Here is a 15,376-nt window from a genome sequence, read left to right as displayed (position 1 = left end):
ATCGGCTGCAACCGCTTGGCAATCGGGCCCTTACGGGCCCATATGCCGCCTGACCCGCCGGCGACGCTTTGTGCCGGATCGACAGGAGCCTTGCCGCATGGCTGATGAGTACGACTACGACCTGTTCACGATAGGTGCCGGTTCCGGCGGCGTGCGGGCCAGCCGCGTCGCCGCAGCGCATGGTGCGCGCGTGGCGGTGGCAGAGGAATACCGGGTCGGCGGGACGTGCGTGATCCGGGGCTGCGTGCCCAAGAAGATGCTGGTCTACGGAGCCCACTTTGCCGAAGACCTGGAAGACGCCAAGCATTTCGGCTGGGACATTCCGCAGGCGACCTTCGACTGGAAGCGGCTGCGCGATAACGTGCTGGGCGATGTCGACCGGCTCAACGGCCTCTATACCCAAACGCTGGAAAACCACGCGGTGGAGATATTCCACGAACGCGCGACCATCACCGGCCCGCACGAGATCACCTTGGCGAACGGGGTGAAGAAGACGGCGAAAGTCATCCTGATCGCGACCGGTGCCCGGCCTTTCGTGCCGAACTGTCCGGGGCATGAACACGGCATCACCTCGAACGAGGCGTTCCACCTCGATGCCATCCCCGACCGCGTGCTCATTGCCGGCGGCGGCTATATCGCTAACGAGTTTGCCGGCATCTTCAACGAGTTCGGCTCGAAAGTGACGATCATCAACCGCTCGGACACGATCCTGCGCGGCTATGACGAATCACTGCGCGACCGGCTTCTGCAAATATCGCTCGCCAAGGGGATCGACTTCCGCTTCGGGGCGGAATTCGAGGGGATCACCCGCAATCCCGACGGCTCGCTATCGGTGGCGATGACCAATCACGAACCGCTGACTGTGGATTGCGTGATGTTCGCCACCGGGCGCGTGCCCAACGTCGAAGGCTTGGGGCTGGAAGAGGCCGGGGTCAGCGTGAACGACAAGGGCGCGATCGTCGTCGATGAATATTCGCGCACCAGCGTCGATCACATCTATGCCGTCGGCGACGTGACCGATCGCGTGCAACTGACCCCCGTCGCCATCCGTGAGGGCCAGGCCTTTGCCGATACCGTGTTCGGCGGCACGCCTGCCACGGTGGACTATTCCTGCGTTCCCAGTGCCGTTTTCAGCCATCCGCCGATCGCATCGGTCGGCATGAGCGAGGCGCAGGCGCGCATGAAACTGGGCGCGGTCCGGGTCTACACCAGTGACTTCCGGCCGATGAAGAATGTGGTCGCCCACCGTAACGAGCGGTCGCTCTACAAGATGGTGTGCGACGATGCGAACGGCCGGGTGGTCGGCATCCACATGATCGGGCCCGATGCACCCGAGATCATGCAGGCAGCGGCAGTGGCGGTGAGGGCCGGGCTGACCAAGGCCGATTTCGACGCTACCATCGCCATCCATCCTACGATGGCCGAGGAACTCGTCCTTTTGAAATAGAAATTTGGAATCCCGACTCCGGATTCCCCGGGGATCAGTTTAACCGGACGATTAAAAGCTATTGACCTGATCGCCGCAAACTGCCTTAGGCGTGCGGACCGATTTTGCGATTTGAACATTTTCGAGTGGGGACCTGTCAGCATGTCAGCCAATATCGCCGAAATGGAGAAGCGCCGCAGCGCGGCCCGCATGGGCGGCGGCGAAGCCCGCATCGAGGCACAACACGCCCGTGGCAAGCTGACCGCGCGCGAACGTCTGGAAGTCCTGCTCGACGAGGGCAGCTTCGAGGAAACCGACCTCTACGTCCATCATGACTGCATCGACTTCGGCATGGAGAAGAAACAGATTCCGGGCGATGGCGTGGTCACCGGCTCCGGTACCATCAACGGCCGCCTGGTCTATGTCTATAGCCAGGATTTCACCGTGTTCGGTGGCTCGCTTTCGAACCGCCATGCCCAGAAGATCTGCAAGGTGATGGACACCGCGATGCGCGTCGGCGCGCCGGTGATCGGCCTCAACGATTCCGGCGGCGCGCGCATCCAGGAAGGCGTCGCGGCGCTGGCCGGTTATGCCGAGGTGTTCCAGCGCAACGTGCTGGCATCGGGCGTGGTGCCGCAGTTGTCGATGATCATGGGCCCTTGCGCCGGTGGTGCGGTCTATTCGCCGGCAATGACCGACTTCATCTTCATGGTGAAGGACAGCTCCTACATGTTCGTCACCGGCCCCGACGTGGTGAAGACCGTGACCAACGAGGTGGTGACGCAGGAAGAACTGGGTGGTGCGATCACCCATTCCACCAAGACCAGCGTCTCCGACCTGGCGCTGGAGAACGACGTCGAGGCGCTGCTGGCGGCGCGGGATTTCTTTGATTTCCTGCCGCTCAACAACCGCGAAGCCGCTCCCGTCCGGCCGAGCGTCGATCCGTGGGACCGCGAGGACAAGAGCCTCGACACGATTGTCCCGCCGAACGCAAACCAGCCGTATGACATGCATGAAGTGCTGCGCAAGGTGCTGGACGAAGGCGATTTCTTCGAGCTTCAGCCCAGCCACGCGGCCAATGTCATCATCGGTTTCGGCCGCATCGAGGGCCAGACCGTGGGCATCGTCGCCAACCAGCCGATGGTGCTGGCCGGCGTGCTTGATATCAACTCTTCGAAGAAGGCCGCGCGGTTCGTGCGCTTCTGCGATGCGTTCAACATCCCGATCATCACTTTCGAGGACGTTCCCGGCTTCCTGCCCGGCACCGATCAGGAGCATAACGGCATCATCAAGCACGGTGCCAAGCTGCTGTTCGCCTATGCCGAAGCGACCGTTCCCAAGATCACCGTCATCACCCGCAAGGCTTATGGCGGGGCCTATTGCGTGATGAGCTCGAAGCATCTGCGCGGCGATCTCAACTATGCCTGGCCGACCGCCGAAATCGCGGTGATGGGGGCCAAGGGCGCGGTGGAGATCATCTTCCGCGGCCAGGATGAAGAAGGTATGGCCGCTTCGACCAGGGAATACGAAGACCGCTTCGCCAACCCGTTCGTCGCCGCCAGCCGCGGCTACATTGATGAAGTGATCTATCCGCATTCCACCCGCAAGCGGATCGCGCTGGGCCTGCGCAAGCTGCGCACCAAGCAGCTCGAAAACCCCTGGAAGAAGCACGACAACATTCCTCTGTGATTAGGGCTGGCTGACCCCTGCCCAAGGTGGGGAACCGGATCGCATCGACGCGCATCGGGCGCACGCATCGGGAATCAGGTAACATGGAAGATATCTACATCGTCAGCGGCGCGCGCACGGCCATCGGTTCGTTCGGCGGCAGCCTCGCCTCGTTCCGCCCGGCCGATCTGGGCACGATCGTGATGAAGGAAGCGATCGCGCGGGCCGGCATCCCGGCTTCGGACGTGGAAAACGTGGTGGTCGGCAACGTCGTGCCGACGCAGGCCAAAGACGCCTATATCTCGCGCGTCGCGTCAGTGAATGCGGGCGTGCCGATTGCGTCGCAGGCGATGAACGTCAACCGCCTGTGCGGTTCGGGCCTGCAGGCGATCGTCTCGGCGGCCCAGGCCATCGCGCTGGGCGAGCACGATATCGCTATCGGTGCCGGCGTGGAATCGATGTCAAACGCGCCGCACCTGACCAGCGCGGTGCGCAAGGGCGTCAAGATGGGCGACCTCACGTTCGAGGACGGCATGCTGGGCGCGCTGCAGGACCCCTTCGGCAACTATCACATGGGCGTCACCGCCGAGAACGTGGCCGAACAGTGCCAGATCAGCCGCGAGGACCAGGACGCGCTGGCAGTGGAAAGCCACCGCCGCGCTGCCGCCGCTATTGCCGGCGGCTACTTCAAGGACCAGATCGTCCCGGTCGAGATCAAGACCCGCAAGGGCGTTACGGTGTTCGATACCGATGAACACGTGCGGACCGATGCCAGCCTCGAAGGCATGGCCGCGCTCAAGCCGGTGTTCAAGAAGGACGGCACCGTGACCGCCGGCAATGCCAGTGGCATCAACGACGGCGCGGGCGCGGTGGTCCTGGCCAGCGGCAAGGCGGTTGCCGAAAAGGGGCTGAAGCCGCTCGCCAAGATCCTGGCCTGGGGCCATGCCGGGGTTGAGCCTTCGGTCATGGGGCTCGGCCCGGTCGATGCGGTTCCCGTTGCGCTGAAGCGCGCCGGGCTGTCGCTGGACCAGATCGACGTGATCGAAAGCAACGAGGCCTTCGCGGCGCAGGCCTGCGGCGTCGCCAAGCAACTGGGCTTTGATGCAGCCAAGACGAACCCCAATGGCTCGGGCGTTTCGCTGGGCCATCCGATCGGGGCAACCGGCGCGATCCTGACGATCAAGGCCGCTTACGAACTCCAGCGCACCGGCGGCAAGTACGGCCTGATCACGATGTGCATCGGCGGTGGCCAGGGCATCGCCATGGTGATCGAGAATTGCGGGTGACCATCGCGTTTCGATCTCGCGCGATCGTTGTGTCCGGTCTGACGGCATTTGTCGGGATGTTACCTGACCAGTGTTGGGCCGGGCAGGCGGCTGCGCGTTGGATAGAGATAGGAGCCAGTCCAATCCGGTCAATTGCATTCACGGCTGACGCTTCCGAGCCGGAGATCGAGTTGAGCTGTGAGCCGGGCAATGATCAAATTTCCGTCGAGCGAGAGGTCCAGCTATATCCTTTTCCTGCGGTCATCGCTGGCCATCAAAATGCCGCGCCCATCGATGGGGTGCAGACGGACCTTATCAATTTGCCGGCCAGTAGCGCGATCTTTGATGAAATGGCCGCAGGCCAGACGCTGCAAATTGGGCCAGATAGGTATCCCGTTGCGACGCTCAAAGATCGGCAAGTGCTGCGAAGCTTCGTAAGCTATTGTAGGAATTCAGGATCATGAAACTTGGCCGCATGAACCACATTGGCGTCGCCACGCCCGATCTTGATGCCTCGATTGCGTTCTACCGCGATGTGATGGGGGCAACCGACATCACCGAACCGTTCGTGCTGGAAAGCCAGCAGGTTCGCGTGTGCTTCGTGAACACGCCGGGCGAAGGCGGGACCGCCGGAACCCAGGTCGAACTGCTCCAGCCGACCACTGCCGACAGCGCCGTGGGCAAGTGGCTGGAGAAGAACCCCTTGGGCGGCCAGCACCACATCTGTTACGAAGTGCCCGATATTCAGGCTGCCAAGGTCTGGTTCGAAGGGCAGGGCAAGCGGGTCTTGGGCGAACCCCGGATCGGTGCGCACGGGACGATGATCTTCTTCGTCCACCCCAAGGACATGGGTGGCCAACTGACAGAGATCATGGAGACGCCCTCCCACGGACACTGAGGGCGGGGCATTGAACGATCAGCCCTCTCCCCGTTTCGGGGAGAGGCGCGAGACTTGCCTTCGCGAAGCGAAGGTTAGTCGCAGCGGAGAGGGGAGACGCCCCTCTCCAACTTCGGCTAAGCCCGCAAGCGGGCAAGCCTTCGTATCCTCTCCCCTCTTGGGGAGAGGGGATTTGAAGGAACAGGGAATATGGCAGATATCAACGACTGGCAGGCTGCGGCGGACAAGGAAGTCAAGGGCAAGGACCTGACCTGGAACACGCCCGAAGGCATCGCGGTCAAGCCGCTCTACACCGCCGAGGATGTGACCGTCGATCCCGGCCTGCCCGGCTTCGCGCCGTTCACGCGTGGGGTCAAGGCGTCGATGTATGCCGGTCGTCCCTGGACCATTCGCCAGTACGCCGGCTTCTCCACTGCCGAGGAATCGAACGCCTTCTATCGCCGCAACCTTGCCGCGGGGCAGAAGGGCCTTTCGGTCGCGTTCGATCTGGCGACGCACCGCGGCTATGACTCGGATCACCCGCGCGTGGTGGGCGATGTCGGCAAGGCCGGCGTGGCGATCGACAGCGTCGAGGACATGAAGATCCTGTTCGACGGCATCCCGCTCGACAAGATGTCGGTCTCGATGACGATGAACGGCGCGGTGATCCCGATCCTGGCGTTCTTCATCGTGGCGGGCGAGGAACAGGGGGTCGAGCGCAAGCTGCTCGACGGGACCATCCAGAACGACATCCTCAAGGAGTTCATGGTCCGCAACACCTACATCTACCCGCCCGAGCCGAGCATGCGGATCATCTCGGACATCTTCGGCTATACCAGCCGCGAAATGCCCAAGTTCAACTCGATCTCGATCTCCGGCTATCACATGCAGGAAGCCGGTGCGACGCAGGTCCAGGAACTGGCGTTCACGATCGCCGACGGCATGGAATACGTGAAGTACGGCGTGGCCAGCGGCCTCGATATCGACAAGTTCGCGGGTCGCCTGTCGTTCTTCTTCGCTATCGGCATGAACTTCTTCATGGAAGTGGCCAAGCTGCGCGCCGCGCGTACCCTGTGGCACCGGGCGATGACCCAGCTCGGCGCGAAGGACGAACGGTCCAAGATGCTGCGCACCCACTGCCAGACTTCGGGCGTGTCGCTGCAGGAACAGGACCCTTATAACAACGTCATCCGCACCACGATCGAGGCGATGGCCTCGATGCTGGGCGGCACCCAGTCGCTGCACACCAACGCGCTGGACGAAGCCATCGCGCTGCCGACCGACTTCTCGGCCCGTATCGCCCGCAACACCCAGATCATCATCCAGGAAGAAACCGGGATGACCAAGGTCGTCGATCCGCTCGGCGGCTCCTACTACATCGAGGCGCTGACCCAGCAGCTCGTCGATGAGGCATGGGAAATCATCGAGCGCGTGCAGGCAGAGGGCGGCATGGCCAAGGCGGTTGCCGCCGGCTGGCCCAAGGCGATGATCGAAACCGCCGCCGCCGCTCGCCAGGCCCGCGTCGACCGGGGCGACGACGTGATCGTCGGCGTCAACAAGTACCGCCTTGCCAACGAAGACCTGCTCGAAACGCTGGAAGTCGATAACGCCAAGGTCCGCGAAGCACAGATTGCCCGCATCAACAAGATGAAGGCCGAGCGTGACGAAGCCAAGTGCCAGGCCGCGCTTCAGGCGCTGCGCGATGGTGCCGCAGGTGCCTCCAGCATCGAGAACAACCTCCTCGCGCTGGCCGTCGAAGCGGCCCGCGCCCGTGCGACGCTGGGCGAAATCAGCAGCGCGATGGAGGAAAGCTTCGACCGCTACGGCACCCAGCCGACCCCGGTGAAGGGCGTCTATTCCGCCCCTTACGAAGGCGATAGCCGCTGGCAGCAGGTGCTGGATGGCGTGGTCGCGGTGGAATGCCGCCTGGGCCGCAAGCCCAAGCTGCTGGTCGCCAAGATGGGCCAGGACGGGCACGATCGCGGGGCGAATGTGATCGCTTCGGCGTTCGGCGACATGGGCTTTGACGTGGTGTCCGGCCCGCTGTTCCAGACCCCGGACGAGACCGTCGTGCTGGCGCTGGAAAGTGGCGTCGATGTCGTTGGTGCGTCCTCGCTGGCGGCCGGGCACAAGACCCTGATCCCCGAGTTGATCGGCAAGCTGCGCGAAGCGGGCCGCACCGATATCAAGGTAATCGCGGGCGGCGTGATCCCGCCGCAGGACTATGAATACCTGCGCAATGCCGGCGTTCAGGGCATCTATGGTCCCGGTTCGAACGTGGTCGAATGCGCCGCCGACGTGCTGCGCCTGCTGGGCCACAACATGCCGCCGGCGGGCGGCGAACTGGAAGCGGCCGAGTAGGCAGGCGGATGTCGCTCGGTTTCTCCGTCGAGGCTTTGCTGCCTAGCGCGAGGGTCTCCGGACCCTTGCGGATGGGTCTGGTAAAGCTGACGGAGAGCGAGTGGCTTGATCCCGCGCCCGATCTGGCCGCGCGGGCGGTCGCCTTCGATGCCTTCCCGGACAGCGTGGCGATATTGCCCGAGGCTGAAGCCGCGATCGCCGAACTGGCCGAATTGCTGGGCATCAATGGCGGGCTGGAAGCCTGCGCGCGTGCGTTCTGGGAAGATTTCTGCATCATCACGCAGCCTGCTCCCGGTGCACCGTTTCACCTGAGCGCTGCGGCCGTGGCCTTCCCAACCGACTGGCGCATCGCCGAGAAGATGGGCCGGCCAATGCATGAAGTGCACCAGCCGATCCACGGCTATGCCGAACAACTGGCGAGCGGGGTGGACAAGTTCATGGACGGCTTGCAGTCGTTCAACATCTTCGGCCGCACCAATGCTTTCGTGCTGCCTTCGGGCGATCTGCGCTACATGCCGAAGTTGCCGCCTGAACAGCGCTTTGCCCACGTGACCGCCGAAAATGCCGGCGAAACCCTGTTCGCGCGATGCGAGCGTGAGGCCCTGCGCCGCTTGCCGAAGTCGCGCGCGATCGTGTTCACCATCGGCATCTACCGCGCCCCGCTGGTATCGCTCAGCGATGAAGCGGTCGCCCGGCTTGCCAGTTCGCTGGAAGGCTACGGCGACGGCGAACTGGAGCGGCGGGCCGGTCCGTACTATGCTGGGGCACTGGCCGCATATGCACACGACCGCGCACGAACAGCGGCATAAGGGAACAGGATCATGACCGCACACCCCCGCAACGACTGGACTCGCGAGGAAATCGCCGCGCTGTTCGACCTTCCGTTCACCGAGCTGGTGTTCCGTGCGGCTGAGGTCCACCGCGAAAGCTTCGATCCCGCAGAAGTGCAGTTGTCCACGCTGCTGTCGATCAAGACCGGCGGTTGCGTGGAAGATTGCGGCTACTGCTCGCAGTCGGTCTCGGCCAACTCGGGGGTCAAGGCGACCAAGCTGCTCGAAGTGCAGCAGGTGCTGCAGAAGGCGGCGCAGGCGCGCGATAACGGCTCGACCCGGTTCTGCATGGGCGCCGCATGGCGCAACCCCAAGGACCGCGACATGCCCGCGATCATCGAAATGGTGAAGGGCGTGCGCGGCATGGGCATGGAAACCTGCATGACGCTGGGCATGCTGACACCCGAACAGGCCGACATGCTGAGCGAGGCCGGGCTCGATTACTACAACCACAACATCGACACCTCGCCCGAGCGGTACGACCAGGTCATCACCACCCGCACGATGGACGACCGGCTCGATACGCTGTCGAACGTGCGGATGGCCGGGATCAACGTGTGTTCCGGCGGAATCGTCGGCATGGGCGAGACGCGGGCGGACCGCGTGGGCTTCATCCACACGCTGGCGACGCTGCCCGATCATCCGCAATCGGTGCCGGTCAACGCGCTGGTCCCGGTCAAGGGCACGGTGCTGGGCGACATGCTGGCTGACACCCCGCTCGCCAAGATCGACGATGTGGAGTTCGTGCGCACCGTGGCGGTGGCGCGGATCACCATGCCGGGCTCGATGGTGCGTTTGTCTGCCGGACGCGAGAGCATGTCCGAGATGACGCAGGCGATGTGCTTCCTGGCCGGAGCCAACTCGATCTTCACCGGCGACAAGCTGCTGACAGCCCCGAACGCGGGCGACGACAGCGACGCCGCGATGTTTGCGCGGCTGGGGCTGCGCGCGATGGCCATCGCGGAGACGAGCGCGGATGTCGAAGCGAGCCGCATGCCCAAGGGCTGTGCGAAGCTGGAAATGCCCGAGGCGGAGGCGGCGGAGTGATAAAGGTGTGAGTTACGCCGACCGTCCAAAAGATCTTGTTCGACAAATTGGATGCGTCGGAATTGGGTTGGTCGGAACGGCGATTGTTTGTTTGATGCTGTTTGGTGCGGCATTGGGTGACTGCGGGGAACCTGGAAGCCCAGAATGTGTGAACGACGGACTGATCAAGTTCCTGATGTTTCCAGGTAGTTTGATCCTGCTGATCGCAATTGGAATTTTCGCCGCGTGGCGAGTGACGAAAGACAGGGACTGATGTTCAAGAAAATCCTCATCGCAAACCGGGGCGAGATCGCCTGCCGCGTTATCAAGACCGCGCGCCGCATGGGTATCCAGACGGTGGCCGTCTATTCGGACGCCGATGCCCGCGCGCCGTTCGTGCAGATGGCGGACGAGGCCGTGCATATCGGCCCGGCACCCGCAGCACAGTCCTATCTGATCGCGGACAAAATCATCGCTGCCTGTAAGCAGACCGGCGCTGAAGCGGTTCATCCGGGCTATGGCTTCCTGTCCGAGCGCACCTCGTTCGCCGAGGCGCTGGCGGCAGAGGGGATCGAGTTCATCGGCCCTCCCGTGGGCGCGATCGCCGCGATGGGTGACAAGATCGAATCCAAGAAGCTCGCCAAGGAAGCGGGCGTCAACGTCGTCCCCGGCTTCGTCGGCGAGATCGAGGATACCGAGCACGCGGTGCGCATCTCGAACGAGATCGGCTATCCGGTGATGATGAAGGCCTCGGCCGGCGGCGGCGGCAAGGGCATGCGCCTGGCTTACGACGAGAAGGACGTGCGCGAGGGCTTTGAAAGCGTGAAGCGCGAGGGCCTGAACTCGTTCGGTGACGACCGCGTGTTCATCGAGAAGTTCATCCTCAACCCGCGCCACATCGAAATCCAGATCCTGGGAGACAAGCACGGCAACATCCTTTATCTGAACGAGCGCGAATGCTCGATCCAGCGCCGCCACCAGAAGGTGGTCGAGGAAGCGCCGTCGCCCTTCGTCACCGAGAAGATGCGCAAGGCCATGGGCGAGCAGTGCGTCGCCCTGTCGCGCGCGGTGGGCTACTACTCGGCCGGTACCGTCGAACTGATCGTCTCGGGCGCCGATGCCACCGGCGAGAGCTTCTACTTCCTCGAGATGAACACCCGCCTGCAGGTGGAGCACCCGGTGACCGAGTGCATCACCGGCATCGACCTGGTCGAACAGATGATCCGCGTTGCCGCCGGCGAGAAGCTGGAAATGACGCAGGACGACGTGAAGATCGACGGCTGGGCGATCGAGAACCGCGTCTATGCCGAAGACCCCTATCGCGGCTTCCTGCCCTCGACCGGCCGCCTTGCCCGCTATCGCCCGCCGGTTGCCGGCTGGGAGGAAGACGGCGCGGCCAACGGCCGTCGCGGCATCAACGGCGTGCGCGTGGACGATGGCGTCTATGAAGGCGGCGAAGTCTCGATGTTCTACGATCCGATGATCGCCAAGCTTATCACCTGGGGCAAGACCCGCGACGAGGCCGCGGACCTCCAGGTTGCCGCGCTCGATGCGTTCGAGATCGAGGGGCTGGGCCACAACATCGATTTCGTCAGCGCGATCATGCAGCATCCGCGCTTCCGTTCGGGCGAACTGACCACCGGCTTCATCGCCGAGGAATATCCCGAAGGTTTCACCGGTGCCCCGGCATCGGAAGACCTCAAGGTCAAGCTCGCAGCGGTGGCCGGGTTCGTTTCCACCGCGCGGTCGGACCGGGCGCGCCGCATCTCGGGCCAGCTTGCCGAGCCCACCGATCCACCGCACGACTGGACGGTGACGATCGCCAAGACCGCCTATCAGGTAAAGATCCTCGGCAACGGGGTGACCGTTGACGGCAAGCCGGTAGATCTTGCGGTCGAATATTCGCCGGGCGATCCGTTCCTGGAAGCCGAGGTCGATGGCGAGGATATCGGCATCAAGCTGGCCAACACCCGCACCGGTTTCCGGATGACCACGCGCGGCGCGATCCACAAGATCGATTGCCTGCCGACCCGCGTCGCCTACCTGTCGCACTACATGATCGAAAAGACGCCGCCGGATCTTTCGAAGTTCCTGATCTGCCCGATGCCCGGCCTGCTGGTCGCGCTGCACGTGGGTGAGGGGGACAAGGTGGAAAGCGGCCAGCCGCTGGCCGTGGTCGAAGCCATGAAGATGGAAAACATCCTGCGGGCCGAAAAGGCCGGTGTCATCAAGTCGGTCAACGCCAAGGCGGGCGAAAGCCTGGCGGTGGACGCCGTGATCCTCGAAATGGAGTAGCATGCACCTCGATCATGATCCGGCCGCGCCACCCGGCGATCCGATCGGTTTCGATGCGTTCCTGAACGTCGATATCCGCATCGGAACGGTGATCGCGGCCGAGGTCTACGAGGGGGCACGCAAGCCAAGCTACCGGCTGCGGATCGATTTCGGTCCGGGCGTGGGCGAAAAGAAGAGCGTCGCGCAAGTCGCGGCGCTCTATTCGTGTGCGGAACTGGTGGGGCGGCAACTGGCCGCGGTGGTGAACTTTCCGCCGCGCCAGATCGGCAAGGCGGTGTCGAAGTGCTGACGCTGGGCTTTGCGGACGGGCAAGGCCGCGTCACGCTGTTCTCGCCCGACCGACCGGTGCCGAACGGGGCGCGGTTGTTTTAACCGCCCCCGTCAACCCCGCGACGGCTCACCCGTGAGCACCTTGCCCAGCACGATCCTGAGCACCGCGAACGCGATCAGGCCGAAGGCGGCGCTGGCGACGTGGAGCAGCCAGAACTGGGTCGTGTCCATGCTGGAATACCAGCCGCCCACTTTGCCGACGATGAAGTTGGCGGCGAAGAAGGCGAGGTAGTAGATGCCGACCACGGTGGCATTCAGCGCGCGCGGGGCGATCTTGGTGAACAGTGCCAGGCTGACCGGCAGGACGTGGGCAAAACCGATCGAATTGACGAGATGGAACATCACCGGCCAGAACAGGCCGATCTTGCCCGTGCCCGCCGTGGCCGAGGCAATCACCAGGCACATCCCGCCCATGGTGGTGAACACCGACCCGATCACCATTTTGCCCAGCTCGTCCGGCTCGCGCCCGGTGCGGTCCGCTCGCCACTTCCAGAACGCGGCAACCGCCACCAGCATCGAGAAGCTGAGCGTGGCGTCGATCGTGATCATCCAGCTTGTCGGCAGGGTATGGCCGAGGAACGTGAGCTGGAAGCGTGCGTCCGCCCAGACGAGGTAGGCGTTGAAGATCTCCTGATTGGTCAGCAGCGAGATCGCCAGGACGGGCACGAGTACCGCCAGCGCGGCAAGGCGCGGCCAGTCCGACGCCTGCAGCTTCACCATCTGGGCCGCAGTGTTCCCGGCCGGGCGGGCGTCTTCGGGCAGGAACGGGCGGGCCTTGAGGTAAAGCAGCAGGCCGAAGACCATGACCACGCCGGCGCAGGCGAAGCCGTAGTGCCAGCCGGCCTTTTCGCCCAGCGTTCCGGAGACCAGCGGCGCGGCGATGACCGATACGTTGATGGCGATATAGAAGATCTGGAACGCCATCGCCCGGCGCAGGTCATTCGGACGATAGAGCTCTCCCACCTGGCTGGCGATGTTGCCCTTGAACAGCCCGACACCGACGACGAGGCTGAGCAGGGCGAACACGAACAGGCCCTGAAACGCCATCAGGAAATGGCCGAGCGACATGACCACTCCGCCCAGGATCAGCGTAGCACGCCGTCCCAGCCAGCGATCGGCGATCAGCCCGCCCAGGATCGGGGTGAGATAGACCAGCGCGGTGTAATCGCCGAAGATCGCCGATGCCAGCGGCTGTCCGTCCAGCCCCGAATAACGGGTTTCGCGCAGCCATCCGAGGCCCAGCACCGACCCCGCATTTTCCGGCAGCAGCAGGAACTTGACCATGTAGAGCACCAGCAGCGTCTGCATGGAGTAATACGAAAACCGCTCGCACCCTTCGACGAAGGACAAGTAGCCCAGACCCTTGGGATGGCCGAGGAAAGCGCGATCGGCAGGATTGACGAGACTTTCGCTCTGGTCGAGTTCGGGAGTGGCCTCTGCCGCAGTCATGGCGGTCCTGTTATTTTGTTATCGTATGGCGCAACATAGCAACGACGTGACGCAGTGTCACGCCGCGATGCGACAGGGTTGCAGGATCGCTCGAAGCGGACGGTCAGGCCGGCGTGCGGGCCAGTTCCTCGTCGAGGAAGGCCGCGACATCGTCGAGCGACACGGACTTGTCGAGGTAGGTCTTGCCGATCCCGTTCATCAGCAGGAAGGGCAGGGTGCCGGCGTCCATCTTCTTGTCGTGCAGCATGTGCCGGACCAGCCCGGCTCCGTCGCAATCGAGCCCCAGCGCAGCAAGGCTGGCGGGGAGGCCGACATCGCCGATATGCTGCGCTACATGCTCGGCGCTGGCGCGCGGCATCAGTTCGCGGCGGGCGGAGTAGCGGGCGGCGAGCACCATGCCCAGCGCCACCGCCTCACCGTGCAGCAGGCGATCGGAAAAGCCGGTCTCGGCCTCCAGTGCGTGGCCGAAGGTATGGCCCAGATTAAGGAGGGCGCGCCGCCCGGTGGTCTCGAACTCGTCCTCGGCGACGATGCGCGCCTTGGCGCTGACCGAATGGGCGACGGCGTATTCGCGCAACGCGCTGTCGCCCGCCAGCATCGCCGCGCCGTTGGCATCGCACCAGCCGAAGAAATCGGCATCATCGATCAGGCCATACTTGACGACTTCGGCATAGCCGGCGCGCAGTTCGCGCATCGGCAGGGTTTCGAGCACGGACAGGTCCGCCAGCACCAGCGAGGGCTGGTGGAACGCGCCGACAAGGTTCTTGCCCGCTGGGGTGTTGATCGCGGTCTTGCCGCCGACGCTGGAATCGACTTGCGCCAGCAGCGTCGTCGGCACCTGGATGAACTTGCAGCCGCGCTTGACGACAGCGGCGCAAAAACCGGTGAGATCGCCGATCACCCCGCCGCCCAGCGCGATGATGTGATCCCCGCGCTCCACCTCAAGATCGAGCAGCCAGTTTACCGTTGCCGCCAGCTCGCTCCACGATTTGGTCTGCTCGCCCGGCGGCAGCACGCGCCAGTGCGGTTCATGACCGCTGTCGCGCAGCGATGCCTCCACCACCGGGCCCCAGGCGGCATAGACGTTGGCATCGGTGATGACAGGCACCGCGCGCTTGCGCAGGCGGCCACGGCATTGCGCCACCAGTTCCGCCAGCAGTCCGGCCCCTACGCGCACTTCATAAGGGCGGCCGGCGATGTCGACCGGGATCACAGCCATTGCGAAATTCCTTGCAGTACCTTGGTGATGGTATGCGCGTGCGGGCCATTGGCGCTGACCACGTGGATCGGCGCATGGGCATAGTGATGGGCGCGCTCGTCGCGCAGGCGGGTGAGGATTTCACGCGGGTCGCCGGTGCGCAGCAGCGGCCGGTTGCTCTTGCGCGCGGTGCGATCGACCAGCGTGTCGATATCGCTGTCGAGCCAGACGGCGATGCCTTTCTCCAGGATCAGCGCGCGGGTTTCCGCGTTACAGAACGCGCCGCCGCCAGTGGCGATCACGCGGTTGCCCTGGGCTTCTGACATCAGCCGGGCGATCACCCGCCGCTCGCCGTCGCGAAAGTAATCCTCGCCGTATTGCGCGAATATCTCGGGGATGGTCATCTGCGCCGAGCGCTCGATCTCGTCGTCGGCATCGACGAAGGGACAGTGCAGCAGCCCGGCCAGCCGTTTGCCGACGCTCGATTTGCCGACGCCCATCATGCCCACCAGCACGATCGGGCGATCCAGCCGACGCCCCAGCGCGGCGATTTCCTCGGCGGAAAAGAGGTGGCGGTCGACGTCCATTGCCCCACCGCCTATAGTTGCGCTAGGTCGCAGCGCAAGCGTGGGCGATGGGCTGGCGGTGTCA

At 64.0% G+C, this 15,376-nt stretch carries 13 protein-coding genes and 1 pseudogene; 11 read left to right on the top strand and 3 right to left on the bottom strand.

Annotation, left to right across the window (positions count from 1 at the left end):
- The first annotated feature begins 97 nt into the window (after positions 1–97).
- The 11 genes and pseudogenes from gor to IE122_RS12385 all read left to right on the top strand — a co-directional run bounded on the left by gor (position 98) and on the right by IE122_RS12385 (position 12,120).
- Entirely contained in the window at positions 98–1,447 is a 1,350-nt protein-coding gene (gene gor, locus IE122_RS12435; protein ID WP_189621498.1) for a glutathione-disulfide reductase, read from the top strand.
- A 141-nt stretch (positions 1,448–1,588) separates the two neighbouring features.
- Entirely contained in the window at positions 1,589–3,115 is a 1,527-nt protein-coding gene (locus IE122_RS12430) for an acyl-CoA carboxylase subunit beta (RefSeq protein ID WP_189621497.1), read from the top strand.
- Between the two features lie 83 nt (positions 3,116–3,198).
- Positions 3,199–4,380 carry a beta-ketothiolase BktB gene (bktB, locus tag IE122_RS12425; RefSeq protein WP_189621496.1) on the top strand — a complete coding sequence of 394 codons (1,182 nt, stop codon included), beginning with the start codon at positions 3,199–3,201 and terminating at the stop codon, positions 4,378–4,380.
- Positions 4,377–4,823 (top strand): hypothetical protein, encoded by a 447-nt coding sequence (locus IE122_RS12420; protein WP_189621495.1) that lies wholly within the window; start codon positions 4,377–4,379, stop codon positions 4,821–4,823. The genes bktB and IE122_RS12420 overlap by 4 nt, the downstream gene beginning before the upstream one ends.
- The gene (gene mce / locus IE122_RS12415) at positions 4,820–5,257 is read left to right on the top strand and encodes a methylmalonyl-CoA epimerase (protein ID WP_189621494.1); all 438 of its coding nucleotides are present in this window, start codon (positions 4,820–4,822) and stop codon (positions 5,255–5,257) included. The genes IE122_RS12420 and mce overlap by 4 nt, the downstream gene beginning before the upstream one ends.
- Before the next feature lie 189 nt (positions 5,258–5,446).
- Positions 5,447–7,597, top strand: coding sequence for a methylmalonyl-CoA mutase (gene scpA, locus IE122_RS12410; protein WP_189621493.1), 2,151 nt, complete (start codon positions 5,447–5,449; stop codon positions 7,595–7,597).
- Positions 7,598–7,605: 8 nt separating this feature from the next.
- Positions 7,606–8,406, top strand: a complete 801-nt coding sequence (locus tag IE122_RS12405) for a heme-dependent oxidative N-demethylase subunit alpha family protein (protein ID WP_189621492.1) — start codon at positions 7,606–7,608, stop codon at positions 8,404–8,406.
- A 12-nt stretch (positions 8,407–8,418) separates the two neighbouring features.
- Positions 8,419–9,474, top strand: a complete 1,056-nt coding sequence (gene bioB, locus IE122_RS12400) for a biotin synthase BioB (protein WP_189621491.1) — start codon at positions 8,419–8,421, stop codon at positions 9,472–9,474.
- Positions 9,475–9,481: 7 nt separating this feature from the next.
- The gene (locus tag IE122_RS12395) at positions 9,482–9,727 is read left to right on the top strand and encodes a hypothetical protein (RefSeq protein ID WP_189621490.1); all 246 of its coding nucleotides are present in this window, start codon (positions 9,482–9,484) and stop codon (positions 9,725–9,727) included.
- Positions 9,727–11,748, top strand: a complete 2,022-nt coding sequence (locus IE122_RS12390; RefSeq protein WP_189621489.1) for an acetyl-CoA carboxylase biotin carboxylase subunit — start codon at positions 9,727–9,729, stop codon at positions 11,746–11,748. Before IE122_RS12395 ends, IE122_RS12390 begins: the two co-directional genes overlap by 1 nt.
- Position 11,749: 1 nt before the next feature.
- Positions 11,750–12,120 (top strand): annotated as a pseudogene (locus IE122_RS12385) (tRNA-binding protein).
- Between the two features lie 9 nt (positions 12,121–12,129).
- On the opposite strand, the gene IE122_RS12380 reads toward IE122_RS12385, so the two are convergent.
- From IE122_RS12380 to IE122_RS12370, 3 genes are all read right to left on the bottom strand, one after another.
- Positions 12,130–13,527 carry a peptide MFS transporter gene (locus tag IE122_RS12380; RefSeq protein ID WP_189621488.1) on the bottom strand — a complete coding sequence of 466 codons (1,398 nt, stop codon included), beginning with the start codon at positions 13,525–13,527 and terminating at the stop codon, positions 12,130–12,132.
- A 103-nt stretch (positions 13,528–13,630) separates the two neighbouring features.
- Complete coding sequence (aroB, locus tag IE122_RS12375; RefSeq protein ID WP_189621487.1) at positions 13,631–14,746, bottom strand: 3-dehydroquinate synthase; 1,116 nt, start codon at positions 14,744–14,746, stop codon at positions 13,631–13,633.
- A complete protein-coding gene (locus tag IE122_RS12370) occupies positions 14,737–15,312 on the bottom strand; it encodes a shikimate kinase (RefSeq protein WP_189621486.1) in 576 nt (191 codons plus the stop codon). Before IE122_RS12370 ends, aroB begins: the two co-directional genes overlap by 10 nt.
- Between the last annotated feature and the right edge of the window lie 64 nt (positions 15,313–15,376).

Source organism: Novosphingobium colocasiae (genome assembly GCF_014652555.1).
Lineage (GTDB): Bacteria > Pseudomonadota > Alphaproteobacteria > Sphingomonadales > Sphingomonadaceae > Novosphingobium > Novosphingobium colocasiae.
This window is presented reverse-complemented; position numbering and strand designations above follow the sequence as displayed.